This window comes from Paracoccus zhejiangensis (genome assembly GCF_002847445.1).
GTDB classification, from domain to species: Bacteria; Pseudomonadota; Alphaproteobacteria; order Rhodobacterales; family Rhodobacteraceae; genus Paracoccus; species Paracoccus zhejiangensis.
On sequence record NZ_CP025430.1, the window covers coordinates 959,417 to 977,897 of the forward strand.

Consider the following 18,481-nt stretch of genomic DNA (forward strand, 5'->3'; position numbering starts at 1 on the left):
GGTGTGAATGGGGCCGGCGCGCCAGCCCTAGCCGCGCGCCGGGTCCGGGCTCACAGGTCGGGGTAAAGCGGGAAGCGGGCGCAGAGCGCCGTGACCTCGGCCTTCACCTTCGCCTCGACGGCGGCATTGCCCTCTTCGCCGTTGGCGGCAAGGCCATCGACCACCTCGATGATCCAGGCCGCGATCTGGCGGAACTCGGCCTCGGTGAAGCCGCGCGTGGTGCCGGCGGGGGTGCCGAGGCGCACGCCCGAGGTGATGGTCGGCTTTTCGGTGTCGAAGGGGATGCCGTTCTTGTTGCAGGTGATGTTCGCCCGGCCAAGCGCCTTCTCGGTGGCATTGCCCTTGACCCCCTTGGGGCGCAGGTCGACCAGCATGACATGGGTATCGGTGCCGCCGGTGACGATGTCGAGCCCGCCGCGCAACAACCCATCGGCCAAGGCCTGCGCGTTCTTCACCACCTGCGCGGCATAAGCCTTGAACTCGGGCTGCAGCGCCTCGCCGAAGGCCACGGCCTTGGCAGCGATGACATGCATCAGCGGACCGCCCTGGATGCCCGGGAAGATGGCCGAATTGACCTTCTTGGCGATCTCCTCGGAATTCGTCAGGATCATGCCGCCGCGCGGGCCGCGCAGGGTCTTGTGCGTAGTCGTGGTCACCACATCGGCATGGGGGAAGGGCGAAGGGTGCTGGCCGCCGGCGACGAGCCCGGCGAAATGCGCCATGTCGACCATGAGGTAGGCGCCCACGCTATCGGCGATCTCGCGGAACTTCTCGAAATCGATGATCCGGGGAATGGCCGAACCGCCGGCGATGATCAGCCGGGGGCGATGCTCCTCGGCGAGGTCCGCCACCTGCGCGTAGTCGATGCGGCAATCGGCCTCGCGCACGCCGTATTGCACCGGGTTGAACCATTTGCCCGACTGGTTCGGTGCCGCGCCATGTGTCAGGTGCCCGCCCGAGGCGAGGTTCATGCCCATGAAGGTATCGCCCGGTTTCAGAAGCGCGGTGAACACGCCCTGGTTGGCCTGGCTGCCCGAGTTCGGCTGGACGTTGGCAAATTCGCAGCCGAACATCTGTTTGGCGCGGGCGATCGCCAGATCCTCGACGATATCGACGTACTCGCAGCCGCCGTAATAACGCCGCCCGGGATAGCCCTCGGCATATTTGTTCGTCAGCACCGAGCCCTGTGCCTCGAGCACCTCTTCCGAGACGATGTTTTCCGAGGCGATCAGCTCGATCTCGTCGCGCTGGCGGCCCAGTTCCAGCCGGATTGCGCGGTAGATCTCGGGGTCGCGACGGGCCAGCCGGTCGCTGGTCGAGGCGGTCTCGATGGTGGTGATGTTCATGGGGTTCTCCTTGGTGATCGGTCAGCCGGTCCAGCCGAGGCCGGTGGCAATGCAGTTCATGGTCTGCAGCAATGGGACGGACAGTTTTGGCGCGCCCTGGCTGCGGACCTCGCGCAGTAGATCGACTTGCAGCGCGTGGATATCGAGCATCGGCGCGCGCAGCCGGTCGAAACGCTCGCGCATGTTGGGGAAACGCAGGGCCAGCGTGTCGGTCTGCGTCAGCCACAGCACCGCCTGTGTGCTGCGCCGGTATTCGGACTGGATGTCGTCCAGGATGGCGCTGCGGATCGCCGCATCCTCGACCAGCGAGGCATAGCGGGTGGCGATCTCCATATCGGCCTGGAACAGCGATTTCTCGACCTCGTCGACCATCAGCTGGAACAGCGGCGATTTCTGGAACATGCGCGCCAGAAGTTCGTCGCCATCCCGGCCACGGATCTTGCGGAAGCTGCCGATGGCGGTGCCGAAACCGTACCAGCCGGTGATCAGGTGGCGGTTCTGCGACCAGGCGAAGACCCAGGGGATCGCCCTGAGATCAGCCAGCGATTTCGCCCCGAACCGCCGCGCCGGGCGCGAGCCGATCTTCAGCATCGCCAGTTCCTCGACGGGGCTCGCCTGCTGGAAATACTCGACGAAGCCCGGACGGTGCAGCAGCGTGGAATAGGCGGTCTGCGACATGCCGGCCAGACCTTCCAGCGCATCGTCAAACTCGGGCATCACCGCCGCCTTGCGGCCGCCGGCGCTGTGCAGCAGGACCGAGGAGGCTAGCACCTCGAGGCTGTTCAGCGCCGAGCCGCGATTGGCGTATTTGGCCGAGACCACCTCGCCCTGTTCGGTGATCCGCATCTGCCCGGCCACCGTGCCCGGCGGTTGCGCGGCAATGGCGCGTTCGGTCGGCGCACCGCCCCGGCTGACCGAGCCGCCGCGACCGTGGAAATAGGCGGGCGTCAGCCCGTAATTCGCCAAGGTCCGCAGAATGCCACGCTGCGCCTTTTCCAGCTCCCATGTCGAGCAGAGGAAACCGCCATCCTTGTTGCTGTCGGAATAGCCCAGCATCACCTCGAGCCGGTCGCCGCCGGATTTGCGGATGCTGCGGCGCGCCAGCGGCACGTCGAGGAAATCGGCAAGGATGCCCGGCGCGGCGCGCAGGTCGGCGATGGTCTCGAACAGCGGCACCACGCGCAGGTCCAGCGTCTCGGCGCCAAAACCAGCATAGCGGGCCAGCAGATAGACGCCCAGCAGGTCGTCGGTCGAGCGGGTCATCGACAGGATGAACGGACCCACCGCCTCGCGGTCCACGCTTTCGCGGGTGTCGCGCATCAGCCGCAGAAGCGAGATAAGCTCGGCCCCTTGGTCACTGAGCGTGGCGGGATCGATCTCCTGCAAGCTCTGACTCGCCAATTCGGCGCGCAGCCGGGCGGACCAGTCGACGCTGCCATAGTCGGGCGCGGTCGCGCCGTCGCGGGACCAGATTTCCGACAGCACATCGGTCGTCACGGTCGAGTTCTGCCGCACGTCCAGAACCGCCATGCGGAAGCCGAAGCTTTGCGCCTGCCAGCGGATCGGGCGGACATGGCGGTGCGACAGGTGTTCGGCACCGATGGACTCGAGCCCCTGTTCCACCAGCTTCAGATCGCCGATGAACTCGTTCACGTCACGATAACCGCTGCGCCCCTCGCGCATCGCCTCGATGCGGTCGCGGATCACGGTCAGCGCCTGCCGGAAAATCTCGCCGGGATTGCGGCCCTGCCCGCCGGTGGTCTCGGCCACCAGCGCCTCCAGCGCGATGCGATCCTCGGGCGGAAGGGTGACGATGGAGGAACTGATGCTGATCCGCGCCGCCGCATCGAGCAGCACGGCGGAATATTTCTCCAGCGTCGCGGCGCGGTTGCGGGCCATCGCCTCGGCGGTGGCCTTGGTGGTGACATTCGGATTGCCGTCGCGGTCGCCGCCGATCCAGCTGTGAAAGCGGATGGCCGGGATGGTCTCGGGGGCGAAACCCGCCGCGACATAGCGGTCATAGAGGATCGGGATGGTGTCGAAGATGCTGTCGCGGAAGAACTGGATGCCCCATTCGATTTCATCCGACAGGGTCGGCCGTTCCAGCCGCAGCTCCCCGGTCATCCACAGCAGGTCGATCTCGCTTTGCAGGTCATCGGTCAGCTGCGCCCGTTCGCGCGGGGTCCAGCGCTGGGTTTCCAGCGCCACCAGCGTGCGATAGATGCGGCGGTGGATCTCCAGCACGGTGACGCGCTTGGCTTCGGTCGGGTGCGCGGTCAGAGTCGGGCCGACGACCAGACCGCCCTGCCCGCCTGACAGACCCGCCGCGCCCAGTTCCTCGCGCACCTTGGCAAAGCTGCCCGGCACCGAGGCGGCGCCCAGATCGGTCTCGGCCTTGCGCCGCTCGCGCATGGCGGCGTTGTCATCGGCGATCCTCAGAAGCTGGAACCAGATGTTGAACGCCTGAAGATAGGGCACCGCGCCATTGTCACGCGGGATGGCGATGGCGCGGCCGGCATCCAGATCGCCGGCGACGCGGGGGGCGCGGCGCAACAGCACCTCGCGCCAGAGATCCTGCAGCCCGGCCCGGAGCCGGGTTGCATAATCGTCGCTGTCCTCGACAGGCGGGGGCTGGATGACCATTTGCGCCGGGAACATCAGTTCACCCTGTCGCGGGGGTCGCGCCCTTCGAAGAAATCGACCAGATTGTCCAGCACCCGGAAGCCCATCGCCTCGCGCGTCTCGCGCGTGGCCGAACCCAGATGCGGCAGCATCACCAGGTTGTCCGAACCCAGAAGCTCGTAGGGGATGATCGGCTCGCCCTCGAACACGTCGAGCCCCGCCCCGCCGATGGTGCCGAACCACAGCGCCTGTGCCAGTGCCTGCTGATCCACCACCTCGCCCCGCGCGGTGTTGATCAGGAAGGCGTCAGGCTTCATCAGCCCCAGCCGGCGGGCGTTCATCAGGTGATGGTTCTCGGCCCCGCCCGGGCAATGCAGCGAGACGAAATCGCATTGCGGCAACAGCTCGTCCAGTGTGTCGACCTGGCGGGCGTCATATTCGGCCAGCACCTCGGGGGCGACGGCAGGGACGTTGACCACGACGATCTTCATGCCGAAGCCGAAATGCGCGCGGCGCGCCATGGCCTGACCGATGCGGCCGAAGCCGACAATGCCAAGGGTCGCGCCCGAGACCTTCTTGCCGACCATATGGGTCGGCCGCCAGCCGGCCCATTTGCCCCTGCGCAGCTCGCGCTCGCCCTCGCCCGCCCGCCGCGCCGCCATCAGCATCAGCGTCATGGCGATGTCGGCGGTGCATTCGGACAGCACGTCGGGCGTGTTGGTCACGGTGATACCGCTGGCCGTGGCCGCGCCCAGATCGATATGGCTGAAACCCACGCCGTAATTGCCGAGGATCTTGGCGCGGGTCTTTGGCACGTCGAAGACCTGCGGCGAGAAACGGTCGGTGACGGTGGGCAGCACCGCGTCGTAATCGGCCAGCGCCGTGCGCAGCTGGTCGCCATCCAGCGGTTTGTCGGCGCGGTTGACGGTGAGGTCAAAGACCTCACCCAACCGGGCCTCGACCGCCTCGGGCCAGCGCCGGGTCAGCAGAACTTTCTGTTGCGCCATCTTGGCCTCCGTTATGCGAATTGCTTCATGGTGCGGGCGATGGTCTCGCCGATGGCCGAGGGATGTTCGGCCACGGTGACGCCTGCGGCGGAGAGAATTTCGACCTTCTCGCTGGCGCTTTCGCCAAAGGCCGAGATGATCGCGCCGGCATGGCCCATGGTGCGACCCTTGGGCGCGGTCAGGCCGGCGATATAGGCGATGACCGGCTTCGACATGTGGTCGCGGATGTAGTCCGCCGCCTCGGCCTCCTGCGGGCCGCCGATCTCGCCGATCAGGCAGACCACCTCGGTCTGGTCGTCCTTCTCGAAGGCCATCAGGATGTCCTTGAAGGACGAGCCGTTGATCGGGTCGCCGCCGATGCCCACCGAGGTCGAGACGCCGATGCCGCGATCCTTCAGCTGCTGGGCGGCCTCGTAGCCAAGCGTGCCCGAGCGCCCGACGATGCCGACATTGCCCTCGAGGTAGATATGCCCCGGCATGATCCCCAGCAGCGCCTTGCCCGGGCTAATGGTGCCGGCGCAGTTCGGGCCGGTCAGCACCATGCGGTTCTCGCGCGGGTAGCGCATCATGTAGCGCTTGACCCGGATCATGTCCTGCGCCGGGATGCCATCGGTGACGCAGACGGCATAGCCGATGCCGCCATCCGCGGCCTCCATGATCGAATCCGCGGCATAGGGCGGCGGCACGATGACGAGGCTCGCGTTGGCGCCGGTCTCGTAGACGGCTTCCTTCACCGTGTCATATACCGGCACGCCGTTGATGATCTCGCCGCCCTTGCCGGGCACGACACCGCCGACGACATTGGTGCCATAGTCGATCATTTCCTGCGTGTGGAACTGCGCGAGGCGGCCGGTGATGCCCTGAACGATCACGCGGCTCGATTTGTCCAGAAAGATGCTCATCAGTTTGCTCCCGCCTTGATGTAGTGAACCTTGTCGCCGCCATTCTCGCCGCGCCACGCCGCCACCGCCTTCTCGGCGGCATCCATCAGCGAGGTCGCGGCGATGATCGGCAGGCCGCTTTCATTCAGGATCTTCAGACCGGCCTCGACATTGGTGCCGGCCAGCCGCACCACCACCGGCACATCGACCGGATTGGCGGTCAGCGCCTGCACCACGCCCTCGGCGACCCAGTCGCAGCGGTTGATGCCGGCGAAGATATTGACCAGCACCGCCTCGACATTCTTGTCGGACATGACGAGGCGAAAGGCCTTGGCCACCCGCTCGGGCGTGGCGCCGCCGCCGATGTCGAGGAAGTTCGCGGGCTCGCCACCGGCCAGCTTGATCGTGTCCATCGTCGCCATGGCCAGACCCGCGCCATTGACGATGCAGCCGATATTGCCGGTCAGCCCGATATAGTTCAGGCCGCGATCCGCCGCGCGGCTTTCGCGCGGGTCTTCCTGGCTCTTGTCGCGCAGCTCGCTGATCTGCTGGTGGCGGAACAGCGCATTGCCGTCGAAGGTCATCTTGGCATCCAGCGCGAGGATGCGGTTGTCGCTGGTGATGACCAGCGGGTTCACCTCGACCATGGTGGCGTCGAGATCGCGGAAGGCGCGATAGCAGCCCATCAGCGTCCGCACCATCTGCTGGGTCAGCGCCGGCGGGATCTTCAGGGCAAAGGCGATCTCGCGGGCCTGAAACTCGCGCAGGCCCACCGCCGGCTCAACCGAGGAACGCACGATGCTGTCGGGCTTCTCGGCCGAGATCTCTTCGATCTCCATGCCGCCTTCCGACGAGGCGACGATCATCACCCGCTGCGACGAGCGATCCAGCACGAAGCCCAGGTAGATCTCGCGCTCGAATGGCACGGCGCCCTCGACATAGACACGGTAGATGCCCTTGCCCTCGGGGCCGGTCTGATGCGTCACCAGACGCTGGCCGAACATGCCCTCGCAGGCATCGACGATCTCCTGATCATTGTTGCACAGCTTGACGCCCCCGGCCTTGCCACGGCCGCCGGCATGGACCTGTGCCTTGACGATCCAGCGATCGCCGCCCAGTTCGCGGGCGCGGTAGGCGGCCTGCTCGGGGCTGTAGGCCAGCGCCCCCGGCGGCACGGCAACGCCGAAGCCCGCCAGAATTTCCTTGGCCTGATATTCGTGAATGTCCATCGTTAGGTCTCCTCCCTGTGGATGGTGTCAGTTGGCCAGCGCGGCACGGTCATAGTGCTGCGCCAGGATGTCGCTGATCCGGTCGCGGTCGATGCTGGCGCCCAGTTCGACCATGGCATCGGCAAAGCGGTTGACGATCTCGGTGATGGCGGCTTCCGACAGCTGGTTCAGGATGCCGATGCGGACCTGCACCGGCTCCGACAGCGTCGGCCAGATGCCGAAGCCGCGGGCGCGGCAGTTCTGAACCAGCTCCATCTCGCGCCCGGCCAGGTCGCCCGGCAGGTTCAGCACGACAAGGCTGGTCATGTTCGATGTGACCTTGCAGCCCATCGCCTCGACCGCCGCGCGCAACGCCGCCTCGTGGAAGGCGTAATCCTTGGCGCGCTGAACCTTGCCGATCTGCAGGATGATGCGCAGAGCCTCGTGGAAGGCGGCGACGGCATAGCCGGAATGGGTGCGGTGATAGGCGCCCTTCTCGACATCCTTGCCATCGATGATCGCCCAGTGCCGCGCCTCGAGGATCGGGTTATGGGCATAGGTGTGGCAGCCGTTCTCGCGTACCTCGGCGATGTAGCGGTCGCTGAAGCTGACCGGCGCATAGGTCAGCGGCAGGCAGAGGACGCCCTTCTGCGGGCAGGAAGCCCAACCGACCACGCCGGGATAATCGTCGATCGAGAAATCCTCGATGCCGAGCGAAGAGACCGCATCGACCAGCCCCAGCGCCCCGTGCTTTTCGCAGGCATCCGAGAAGGCGCGAATGTCATTGATGCGGCCCGAGCCGGTTTCCCAATGCGCCATGAAGGCCCATTTCGGCTTGTGCTCGGCCAGCGCCTGTTCGATCACCTCGGCACCCACGGATTGCCCATGCGGCACCTCGACGATCTTGACCGAGGCGGGTTTCGGGTTCAGCGGATCGGCCTTCAGCTCTTCGCGGGTCGAGGCCTTCATGCGGATCGCCAGACCGTCGATGCCCGAGAAGGTGCCATTGGTGAAGGCCACCACGGTATCCCCGGGCAGGATCGCGCTCAGCATGCAGTCGAGGCCCGAGAAGCCGGTGCCGGCGACGCCATAGGTGTAGATGTTCTTGGTGCCCCAGACCTCGCGCAGCATCAGCTTGCACTCGACCATGCCGCGCAGCACGTCGGCCTGCATGTGATCGGCAAGGCCGGACTGGGCAAAGCGTTGCAGCACGCGGGCATCGGTATTGCCCGGCCCCGGACCGGCGGCCAGCGTCTCGGGGATCTCCAGCGGCGGGAAAACGGAGGTGACGGTGGTGATGGCGTTCATCGGTCAGACCTTTCGTGAGGGGGAATGAGTATCGGTGAGATGCGGGTTGCGGGGTGCCTCGGGGCGTGCGCCCAGAAGCAGGATCTGGACATCGGCGACATTGGTGCCGGTGCCCCCGGTGATCAGCAGGTCGCCCGCCACCTTCAACGCGGCATGGCTGTCATTTTCCGCCAGAAGCGCGGCGGGATCGCCGCCGGCAGCGCGGATGCGCAAAGCGGTGCCGGCATCGACCAGCCCACCCGCCGCATCGGTCGGACCGTCGCGGCCATCGGTGCCGCCCGACAGGAACACCCAGTCGCGGCCGAGATCGGGCATGGCCAGCGCCACGCGCAAAGCCAGTTCCTGGTTGCGCCCGCCGGTGCCTTTGCCCCGGATCTCAACCGTGGTCTCGCCGCCGAAGATCAGGCAGGCGGGTTCAGTGCTGGTCGCGGTGGCGGCGGCAACGATCTGGGCGGCAGCCGAGGATACGTCGCCGGTCAGGCGGTCATTGACGATCCGGGCCGTCTCGCCTGCGCTGACTGCGGCATCAAGGCTTTGGCGGTTCGAACCAATCAGGTGGTTCTGCGCAGCGGGCCCGTTCGCGGGCTGCGAGGTCCGGCTGGCCAGATGGTCGCGCACCGCCTCGGGCAGCATCGGGCCAAGGCCGCGCGCCGCGATCAGCACCCGCGCCTCCTCTGCCGTGCCGATCGGCGCGACCGTGGGACCCGAGGCGACCACGGCCAGATCGTCGCCGATCACATCCGACAGGATATAGGCGGTGACCGGGGCCGGATCGGCCAGCCGGACCATGCCGCCGCCCTTCAGCGTGGAAAGCTGCTGGCGGATCAGGTTGGTCTCGCGGATATCGAGGCCGCGCTGAAGGAACAACCGGTTCGCCGCGGCCTTGTCGGCCAGGCTGAGACCGGCAGCGGGCGCCGGCAGCATCGCCGAGCCACCGCCCGAAATCAGCGCGATGACGCGATCCTCGGCCCGCGCGGCTTCCAGCGCTGCGATCACCGCGCGGGCGGCGTTCAACCCGTCCTCGTCCGGGATCGGATGTCCCGCCGGCATGACCGTCGCGCCGGGCAGCGGCCGAAAATTCTCGCGGTTGGTGACGACCAGCGCCTCGACCGGGGCATCGCCCAGCTGCGCCAGCGCCTCGGCCGCCATCGGGATCGCCGCCTTGCCAACGGCGATCAGGAGGATGCGACCGCCCGGCCCCGGCTGGGGCAGAGGGTGACGGGCCAGCGACGCCCGCAATGCCCCCGCCGGCTCGGCGGCCTTGACGGCCACCGAGAACAGCGTTTCGGCATGATGGCGAAGCGAGCCCGTCATGGTCATGCCGCCGCCGCGATCTGGCGGGCCTTCTCGACCAGCACCTCGGCCTGACGGATCGAGGCATAGTCGATCAGCCGGCCATCCAGCGAGACCGCGCCCTTGCCGGCGGCCTCGGCCTCGGCCATGGCCGACAGGATGCGCTGTGCCTTGGTCACTTCGCCCTCGGACGGGCTCATCACCTCGTTGGCCATGGCGATCTGGCTGGGGTGGATGGCCCATTTTCCCTCGCAGCCCAGCACGGCGGCGCGGCGCGCGGCGGCGAGGTAGCCGTCACGGTCGCTGAAATCGCCAAAGGGTCCATCAATCGGGCGCAAGCCATTGGCGCGGGCGGCGACGACCATGCGGGCCAGCGCGTAATGCCACATGTCGCCCCAGTGACGCTCGCGCCCGCCCTGATCGTCGGCATCGGTCAGGACCGAGTAATCCGGGTTCACGCCCCCGATGATGGTGGTGCGGGCGCGGGTCGAGGCGGCGTAATCGGCAACGCCGAAATGCAGGCTCTCGTTGCGCTTCGAGGCGCCGGCGATGGCGGAAACGTTCTGCATCCCCAGCGCGGTCTCGATGATATGCTCGAACCCGATGCGCTTCTTCAGGCCCTTGGCGTCCTCGATCTGGGTCACCATCATGTCGACGGCGTAGACATCCGCCGCAGTGCCGACCTTGGGGATCATGATCAGGTCCAGCCGCTCGCCGGCCTGTTCGACCACATCCACCACGTCGCGGTACATGTAATGGGTGTCGAGCCCGTTGATCCGCACCGACATGGTCTTGGTGCCCCAGTCGATCTCGTTCAGCGCCTTGATGATGTTCCGGCGGGCATCGGCCTTCTCGTCCGGGGCTACCGCGTCCTCGAGGTCGAGGAAGATCACGTCGGCCTCGGACTCGGCGGCTTTCTGGAACATCTGCGGCGCGCTGCCGGGCACCGCCAGCTCGCTGCGGTTCAGCCTTGCGGGGGCCTGTTCGATGACGTGGAAACTCATGGTCGTTCCTTTCTTGGGTATGGGTTCAGGCGGTCAGGCCATCGGGTTCCGGCAGGCCATGCGCGCGGGAACAGGCGGTCAGGGTATTGGCGAGAAGGCAGGCAATGGTCATCGGGCCGACACCGCCGGGAACCGGGGTGATGGCGCCGGCGACGCTGGCGGCGCTGTCATAGGCGACATCGCCGACCAGCTTCGACTTGCCCGGCTGATCGGGATGGGGAATCCGGTTGATGCCCACGTCGATCACGGTGGCGCCGGGCTTGATCCAGCTTGCATCGATCATCTCGGGCCGGCCAACGGCGGCGATCAGGATATCGGCGTTGCGGCACAGCGCCTCGATGTCGCGGCTGCGGGAATGGGCAATGGTCACCGTGCAGCTGTCACCCAGCAGAAGCTGCGCCATCGGCTTGCCGACGATGTTCGAACGTCCGACGACGACCGCGTTCAGCCCAGAGAGCGAGCCGTGATGCTCGCGCAGCATCATCAGGCAACCGAGCGGCGTGCAGGGCACCATCGACTTCTGCCCGGTGCCGAGCAGCCCCACATTCGAGATGTGAAAGCCGTCGACATCCTTGTCGGGATCGATGGCGTTGATCACCAGATCCGAGTCCAGATGCGCCGGCAGCGGCAGTTGCACCAGGATGCCGTGCACCGACAGGTCGCGGTTCAGCCGCTCGATCAGCGCCAGCAATTCAGCCTCAGACGTGTCGGCGGGCAGCTTGTGCTCGTAGGAATTCATCCCGACCTCGGTGGTCTGGGTGCCCTTCGAGCGGACATAGACCTGGCTCGCCGGGTCCTCGCCGACCAGCACCACGGCCAGACCCGGCGTGATGCCGTGATCGGCCTTCAGGCGGGCGACATGCTGGGCCACCTGTTCGCGGACCGTGGCCGCGAAGGCCTTGCCGTCAATGATGGTCGCGGTCGTGTCTCTCATGCGCTTCTTCCTCGTGGACATGCGGGTTCCGGTCGCAGGAACGGCTTTCGCCAGCCCCTGCGCGGTAAAGCAGTTTCGTCGTGGGTCCGGGCGGAGCCTTGGGCCTAGAACAGGCCCTGAACCTCGCCCGAGGGGTTCAGCCCGATCACCTCGGCGGCGGGCGTTCGCGGCAGGCCCGGCATGGTCATCACCTCGCCGCAGATGGCGACAATGAAGCCCGCGCCGGCGGCCAGCCGCACCTCGCGGATGGGCACCGAATGGCCGGTCGGCGCGCCGCGCCGGGTCGGGTCGGTGGTAAAGCTGTACTGGGTCTTGGCCATGCAGATCGGCAGATGACCGTAACCCTGTTCTTCCCAGTCCTTCAGCTGGGCGCGGATCTTGCTGTCGGCGATCACCTCGTCGGCATGGTAGATGCGCTTGGCGATGGTCTCGATCTTGGCAAAAAGCGGCATCTCGTCGGGATAGAGCGGGGCGAACTCAGCCGCGCCCTTCTCGGCGATCTCGACCACCTTGCGGGCCAGATCCAGCGTGCCCTGCGAGCCATCGGCCCAGTGCTTGCAAAGGATCGCCTCGACGCCGTTCTGGCGCGCGTAATCCTGCACCGCCTGCACCTCGGCATCGGTATCGCTGACGAAATGGTTGATCGCCACGATCACCGGCACGCCGAAGCTTTTGACATTGGCGATGTGACGGCCCAGGTTCACCAGACCCTTCTTCACCGCCGCGACATTTTCCGGGCCGAGATCGGCCTTGGCGACACCGCCATTCATCTTCAGCGCGCGCACGGTGGCAACGATCACCGCCACATCCGGCGCGATCCCGGCCTTGCGGCACTTGATGTCGAAGAATTTTTCCGCGCCCAGATCGGCACCGAACCCTGCCTCGGTGACGACATAATCCGCCAGCTTCAGCGCCGTGGTGGTGGCGATGACCGAGTTGCAGCCGTGCGCAATGTTCGCAAACGGGCCACCGTGGACAAAGGCCGGGTTGTTCTCCAGCGTCTGCACAAGGTTCGGCTGCATCGCGTCCTTCAAGAGGACGGTCATTGCCCCGTCAGCCTTGATGTCGCGGCAATAGACCGGCGACTTGTCGCGGCGATAGGCCACGATCATCTCGCCAAGACGGTGCTGCAGATCCTCGAGATCGCGCGACAGGCACAGGATCGCCATGACTTCCGAGGCCACGGTGATGTCAAAGCCGGTCTCGCGCGGGAAGCCGTTGGCGACGCCGCCAAGCGAGCAGGTGATCTGGCGCAGCGCGCGGTCGTTCATGTCCACCACCCGGCGCCAGACGACGCGGCGCAGGTCGATGTCCTGCTCGTTGCCCCAGTAGATGTGGTTGTCGATCATCGCCGACAGCAGGTTATGGGCGCTGGTGATGGCGTGGAAATCGCCGGTGAAGTGCAGGTTCATGTCCTCCATCGGGATCACCTGCGCATAGCCGCCCCCCGCCGCGCCACCCTTCATGCCGAAGTTCGGGCCAAGCGAGGCCTCGCGGATGCAGACGCAGGCGGTCTTGCCGATGGCATTCAGCCCGTCGCCCAGACCCACCGTGGTCGTGGTCTTGCCCTCGCCCGCCGGGGTCGGGTTGATCGCGGTGACCAGCACCAGCTTGCCATTGGGGCGATCCTGGACCGAGTTGATGAAGCGCTGGCTGAGCTTGGCCTTGTCATGGCCGTAAGGCAGCAGATCGCCGGCATCGATCCCGAGCTTGGCCCCGATCTCCTGGATCGGGCGCTTCATGGCGGCGTTGGCGATCTCGCTGTCGGTCTTGAATGCGACCGGCTTGGCGTCGCGCGGAGCGGCAATAACCTCGTTCATTGCGCGGCGCCCGTGATGATGCTGACCATGGTCTTTCCTCCCCTGTCTGCCGCGCATTCCGACTTGCAGATCACTGCGGCACCTCCTGCATCTAAAAGAAAGGTTAACGCTCAATGGGTCAATTTAAATAAAATTTAAGCAGATTTACGGCTTTGAAATCGTGCCAACTTCATGAGCATCGGGGGAAGGATGTGGATGTTTTGTCCCGATTATGTCCACGGCACGGGGCGGATCGGGACATTTTGTCCGGTTCATCGGATCGCTGGCAGGAAAGAAAATTCTGCCACCTTGGTTGCAGGGGCTGGCAGCATCGCCCCTGTGCCCTGTCCGGGCACCCTGCCCCGCCACGCGACTCGGCGCCAGGGCTGCCCGACGCCTCTCCCGCAAGCCGACAACGGAAAACGCAGCGGGCCTTTCGGCCCGCTGCGTCAGGGTCTGTCAGGCGCTTCCGGGGCGCACGCCCCGTCAGCCGGTCACTCGGCCGGCATGGCCTTGGCCTGCGGCTCGACATGGTGGTGATGTTCCTTCACCGGCCGCATGAACAGGTTGGCGATGAAGCCCACGACCAGCAGCGCCGCCATGCAATACATGGTGGTGTTGTAGAGGCTGGGCGTCGGGTCGATGGTGCCCGCAGGCGCGATCTCCATCAGCCCCGAGATTGTCACCGTCCGCGCCGCCACCAGCTGCTCGAGCTGGGCGATGGGCGCGCCGAAGCGCTCGGCAAAGGCAGCCGGGTCAATCTTCGAGGCCAGATCGGCAATTGCCCGGTTCACCGACATTTCGCGCAGCGAGGTGATCGCCAGCGGCCCGAGCACACCGGCTGTGGACCATGCGGTGAGCAGTCGCCCGTGGATGCCGCCGACATGCATGGTGCCGAACACATCCGCCAGGTAGGCCGGGATGGTGGCAAAGCCGCCGCCATACATCGAGAAGATCACCATGGTCGCGATGTAGAAGCCGATGAGGTAGATCATCGAGGGATTGGTCGCCACGGCATTGGCGAAGAACGGGATCGACAGGTAGAGCGCCGTGCCCAGCACGAAGAAGCACATGTAGGTCGCCTGCCGGCCCAGATAGTCCGAAGCCGAGGCCCAGAAGAACCGACCGCACATGTTGAAGACCGAGATCATCATCACGTAGGTCGAGGTGAAGGCCGCCGTCACCACCAATGGCAGGGCCGAGCCGAAGATCTCGCCCATCATGGTCTTGGCCACCCCGATCACCCCGATCCCGGCGGTGACGTTGAAGCAGAGCATGATCCACAGAAGCCAGAATTGCGGCGTCTTCAGCGCCTGGTCGATATGGACGTTGTTCTGCGTGACCATGCCCGACTTGGCGGGTTTCGGCACCCAGCCCGCCGGTTTCCAGTCAGCCGCCGGCACGCGGTACTGGAAAGCCGCGATCACCATGACGATGAAATAGACAATGCCGAGCGTCAGGAAGGTCTGCGCCGCGCCGGTATTGCCGGTGCCGACGACATAGACGCCGGCCTGACCGCCATATTCCGCCGCCTGCGCCGCCGAGGCGATGACCACCTCGACCTGCCCCGCCGCCGTTTGCGCGAAGACCCGGCCATTCTCGACCACTGTGGCGACCGCGCCCTGCGCGCCAAGAAACTCGGGGGCGCGCTCGTAGAGGTTCAGCAGCCAGCCATTGACCGGCGCACCGATCATCGCGCCGCCACCAAAGCCCATGATCGCAAGGCCTGTGGCCATGCCGCGACGGTCGGGGAACCAGCGGATCAGCGTCGAGACGGGCGAGACATAGCCCAGCCCCAGCCCGCAGCCGCCCAGCACGCCATAGCCCAGGTAGACCATCCACAGCTGATGGCTGGCGATGCCGAAGGACCCGACAACGAAGCCGCCGCCCCAGAGACAGGCGGCCAGCACGCCGACCATGCGCGGGCCGACCTCTTCCAGCCATTTGCCGGCAAAGGCCGCCGCAAGGCCCAGGAAGACGATGGCGACCGAGAAGATCCAGACGACCGAGCCGAGGCTCCAATCCTCGGCGGCCGAGGCGACCACCCCCAGTTCCCGCGTCAGCGGCGGGTTGAAGACCGACCAAGCATAGACCGAGCCGATACAGAGATGGATGGCGATGGAGGCCGGCGGCACGCGCCAGCGGTTGAACCCCTCTTTCGCCACGATATGTCGCTTGTGCAGGAAGCCAAAGGTGCCTCCGGTGTCACTGGCCATGGTCTGCGATCCTCCCAAAAATCGAGCGCCGGCTTGGTCCTCCCGCGGGCGCGATGGCATTTCTGCATCAGACTAAAGAGGGAGCGCGGGACATTCTGTCAAATGAAAAATTATTTGTTATCAAAAGGATAGTTGGATGTTTTGTCCCTGCCGATCGGGGCGGGACGGGCAATTCAGGACATTCTGTCCGCGCGCCGGAATCTCCGGCGCAACAAGTGGGACATTTTGTCCAGATCGGCGGGATTCCCCGGTTGCGCAAGATTCTTTCGCTGCAATGGGCCGGGCTGAAACGGATGGGGCAAAAGCCGCATCGGCGGACCGGCGGGCGACTCAGCCGAAGGTCTTTCGCGCGTTCACATCAGCACATGGTTCCGCGGGGTGATCTCGGGCGGCAGTTCTTCTCCCTCGATCAGCGATAGCATGTCGCGCTCGGCCCGGCGGGTCAGCGCCTCGACCGGCAGCGAATTCGGCTCGGTGCGGAACGGGTCTTCCAGCTGGTGCCCCAGCGCGTCGAGACCGAAGAAGGTATAGGCGACCAGCAGCACCGGCAGCAGCGCCCACCAGCCAAGCGATCCGGCAAGTGCGAAGGGCAAGGTCAGGCAGAAGACCAGCGCCGTGCGGTGCAGCAGCAGCGAATAGGCATAGGGCACCGGGGTCGTGGCAATGCGCTCGCAGCCGCCCTGCACCACCGACAGCGCCCGAAGCTCGGTTTCCAGCACCGAATAGCGGATAGCATCGATCCGTCCGCTGTCCATCAGCGCCAGCGACCGCCGGCCCAGCTGATGCAGGATGTAATTCGTGGGATTGGGATCGTCCTCGGCAATCGGGTCCTGCACCCAGCGGGCAATCGTCGCGCGCTCGTCCTGCCGTCGCAGCCGGGCGGCGAGGCCATTGGTAAAGCCGCAGAGCAGATAGGTCATGCTGCGACGTTCCTCGTGCGGGAGGTCGGCGATCTTGCGGGCGAAGGACCGGGCAGCGATCAACAGCTCGCCCCAGAGCTTCCGCCCCTCCCACCAGCGCGAATAGCAGGCATCGTTGCGAAAGCTCATGAAGATCGACAGGGCAATGCCGATCAGGGTGAAGGGAATGGCGCTGATGCGCTGGAAGATGCCGGGATGTTGCTGTGCCGCCAGCACGGCGATGATCGCGACGATCAGGATGACGGTCAGCCGCCGCCAGATGCGCGGCAGGATCGAGCCGTTGACGGCGAACAGGATCTCGGCGAAATCGGGCTGTGATCGGACAAGCATCCTGCGCTCCGGGTCAGTTCTGCGGGCCTGCCGGCACCGTGGTCATGGCTGCGGCAACCGGAAACCGTTTCTTCACGCGCATCTTGCCTTTTGACTGCGATGGTTTACCCATGCGTGGCCGATGGCAGGCGAGGCCGTCAACCCACGATTTCCCGACACTACGGAGATTGTGCCCGATGCGGTATCCTTTTCGGATGACGCAGCGCGAAGGTGGACCGGCCCGGGGGGAGGATAACATGCAAGACGGCGACGAGGCCGCGGGGGTTCAGCCTCCTGACCCGCTGACCGAACAGCTGCGCAACGCCGCCGTCCTCGTCATCGATGACGAGCCGGGGATGCGCAACTTCCTGGTCAAGACCCTGCGCCCGCATTGCCGCAAGGTGGTCGAGGCCGCCGATGCCGAGACCGCCAGCGAGATCCTGGCCCAGATGCGCTTTGACATCGTGCTTCTGGATAACCGGATGCCGGGGCTGTCGGGGATCGAGTGGCTGGGCCAGCAGCGGCAGCGCGGCTGGCAGTTCGAGGCCATCATGATCACCGCCTTCGCCGACCTGGAAACCGCGATCGAGGCGATGCGCGCGGGCGCGGCGGATTTCCTGCTGAAGCCCTGCCGCTCGAACCAGGTGCTGAACGCGGTGCGGCGCAGCATGGAACTGGCGCTTCTGCGGCGCGAGAACCTGCTGCTGAAGCATGAGTTGAACCGAGCCGATGTCGGGCGTTTCCGCCGCAGCGAACTCTTGGGCCAGTCCCCCGCCATCGAGGCGGTTCGCCAGCAGTTGCACCGCCTCGCCAAGCTGCCGACCCCGGTGCTGATCCACGGCGAATCCGGCACCGGGAAAGAGGTGGCGGCGCGGGTCCTTCATGCCGCCTCGGACCGCAAGTCGCGACCCTTCGTGCCGATCAACTGTTCGACCATCCCCGCCGACCTTCTGGAAATGGAGCTGTTCGGCCATACCCGCGGCGCCTTTGCCGGGGCGGATCAGCGGCGCGAAGGGCTGTTCGTCTCGGCCGAGGGTGGCACGGTCTTTTTCGACGAGATCGCGGAATTGCCGAAACCGGCGCAGGCCGCGCTGCTGCGCGTGCTCGAGGATCAGACCATCCGCCCGGTCGGATCCGAGCGAGAGGTGCCCTTGGACCTGCGCTTTGTCTTTGCCACCAGCAAGCAACTGGCCGCCGAGGTCGATGCCGGGCGGTTCCGCGATGACCTGTTCTTCCGGGTGAACGTGCTCGAGATCCAGATGCCGCCGCTGCGCCTGCGGGAAAGCGACATTCTGGACCTGGCAAAGATGTTCATGACCGAGATCGCAACGGCCTTGGGGCTGGAGCCGCTGGAGATCGACAGCACGGTGCGCGCGGCGCTTCTGCGCCATGACTGGCCGGGCAATATCCGCGAGCTGCGCAACTTCATCGAACGCTCGCTGATCTTCGGGCGCTTTCCGCTGGATACGCTCGGCGATGCCGGCCCGAACAGCATCGAGCCACTGGACGCGGTGGAACGCCGCCACATCCTGCACGCGCTGGACCTCGCCGGTGGCAACCGCACCCGCGCGGCGGAATGGCTGGGCATCTCGCGCAAGACCATCGACCGGAAATGCGCCAGCTGGGGGATCTGA

At 66.0% G+C, this 18,481-nt stretch carries 13 protein-coding genes; 1 reads left to right on the plus strand and 12 read right to left on the minus strand.

Going from position 1 to position 18,481, the window contains the following annotated elements:
* Positions 1-50: 50 nt before the first annotated feature.
* From glyA to CX676_RS04870, 12 genes are all read right to left on the minus strand, one after another.
* Positions 51-1,346 (minus strand): serine hydroxymethyltransferase, encoded by a 1,296-nt coding sequence (gene glyA, locus CX676_RS04815; protein ID WP_101751609.1) that lies wholly within the window; start codon positions 1,344-1,346, stop codon positions 51-53.
* A gap of 21 nt (positions 1,347-1,367) precedes the next feature.
* Entirely contained in the window at positions 1,368-4,004 is a 2,637-nt protein-coding gene (locus CX676_RS04820) for a phosphoenolpyruvate carboxylase (RefSeq protein WP_232816584.1), read from the minus strand.
* On the minus strand, positions 4,004-4,975 hold the full coding sequence (locus CX676_RS04825) for a 2-hydroxyacid dehydrogenase (RefSeq protein WP_101751610.1): 972 nt from the start codon (positions 4,973-4,975) through the stop codon (positions 4,004-4,006). Before CX676_RS04825 ends, CX676_RS04820 begins: the two co-directional genes overlap by 1 nt.
* 11 nt (positions 4,976-4,986) lie before the next feature.
* The gene (gene sucD, locus CX676_RS04830) at positions 4,987-5,877 is read right to left on the minus strand and encodes a succinate--CoA ligase subunit alpha (RefSeq protein ID WP_101751611.1); all 891 of its coding nucleotides are present in this window, start codon (positions 5,875-5,877) and stop codon (positions 4,987-4,989) included.
* Positions 5,877-7,085 carry a malate--CoA ligase subunit beta gene (locus CX676_RS04835; protein WP_101751612.1) on the minus strand — a complete coding sequence of 403 codons (1,209 nt, stop codon included), beginning with the start codon at positions 7,083-7,085 and terminating at the stop codon, positions 5,877-5,879. The genes sucD and CX676_RS04835 overlap by 1 nt, the downstream gene beginning before the upstream one ends.
* Positions 7,086-7,112: 27 nt before the next feature.
* Positions 7,113-8,372, minus strand: coding sequence for an aminotransferase class V-fold PLP-dependent enzyme (locus CX676_RS04840; RefSeq protein ID WP_101751613.1), 1,260 nt, complete (start codon positions 8,370-8,372; stop codon positions 7,113-7,115).
* Positions 8,373-8,375: 3 nt separating this feature from the next.
* Positions 8,376-9,692, minus strand: a complete 1,317-nt coding sequence (locus CX676_RS04845) for a glycerate kinase type-2 family protein (protein WP_332872947.1) — start codon at positions 9,690-9,692, stop codon at positions 8,376-8,378.
* Positions 9,689-10,669 carry an HpcH/HpaI aldolase/citrate lyase family protein gene (locus CX676_RS04850; RefSeq protein WP_101751615.1) on the minus strand — a complete coding sequence of 327 codons (981 nt, stop codon included), beginning with the start codon at positions 10,667-10,669 and terminating at the stop codon, positions 9,689-9,691. Before CX676_RS04850 ends, CX676_RS04845 begins: the two co-directional genes overlap by 4 nt.
* Positions 10,670-10,694: 25 nt before the next feature.
* The gene (gene folD, locus CX676_RS04855) at positions 10,695-11,603 is read right to left on the minus strand and encodes a bifunctional methylenetetrahydrofolate dehydrogenase/methenyltetrahydrofolate cyclohydrolase FolD (protein WP_101751616.1); all 909 of its coding nucleotides are present in this window, start codon (positions 11,601-11,603) and stop codon (positions 10,695-10,697) included.
* Between the two features lie 104 nt (positions 11,604-11,707).
* On the minus strand, positions 11,708-13,423 hold the full coding sequence (locus CX676_RS04860) for a formate--tetrahydrofolate ligase (protein ID WP_101751617.1): 1,716 nt from the start codon (positions 13,421-13,423) through the stop codon (positions 11,708-11,710).
* 473 nt (positions 13,424-13,896) lie between these two features.
* Complete coding sequence (locus CX676_RS04865) at positions 13,897-15,618, minus strand: OFA family MFS transporter (protein ID WP_101751618.1); 1,722 nt, start codon at positions 15,616-15,618, stop codon at positions 13,897-13,899.
* A 353-nt stretch (positions 15,619-15,971) separates the two neighbouring features.
* On the minus strand, positions 15,972-16,868 hold the full coding sequence (locus CX676_RS04870; protein WP_101751619.1) for a bestrophin family protein: 897 nt from the start codon (positions 16,866-16,868) through the stop codon (positions 15,972-15,974).
* Between the two features lie 236 nt (positions 16,869-17,104).
* Here CX676_RS04870 and CX676_RS04875 point away from each other — a divergent pair, with 236 nt between their 5' ends.
* Entirely contained in the window at positions 17,105-18,481 is a 1,377-nt protein-coding gene (locus tag CX676_RS04875; RefSeq protein ID WP_101754147.1) for a sigma-54-dependent transcriptional regulator, read from the plus strand.